The following is a 238-nucleotide window of genomic DNA, read 5'->3' on the forward strand; positions in this document are numbered from 1 at the left end:
TGCGGGCCAGCGTCACCACCGGCCAGGCAATTGCCCTGGGCTATGTGATGAGCGTGGCCATCGGCCTGTTCCTGTTCGTCCAGGGCTATGTGCAACGCCCGCTGCACAAAGCCCTGGGCGCCCTGCTACTGGCCGCCGGGCTGTTCGCACCGTTGTCACGCGGCCCGTGGATCGGCGTCGTGGTCATCGTGGTGGTGTTCATTGCCCTGGGCAAAGGAGCCGTCAAGCGCCTGGCGCT

General features: G+C 66.8%; 1 pseudogene. It reads left to right on the forward strand.

Annotated elements, in window-relative coordinates:
* A pseudogene (locus SB756_RS34960) lies at positions 1-238 on the forward strand (O-antigen ligase domain-containing protein); the annotation flags it as partial.

The organism is Pseudomonas sp. SIMBA_068 (assembly GCF_046534705.1).
Classification (GTDB): Bacteria; Pseudomonadota; Gammaproteobacteria; order Pseudomonadales; family Pseudomonadaceae; genus Aquipseudomonas; species Aquipseudomonas putida.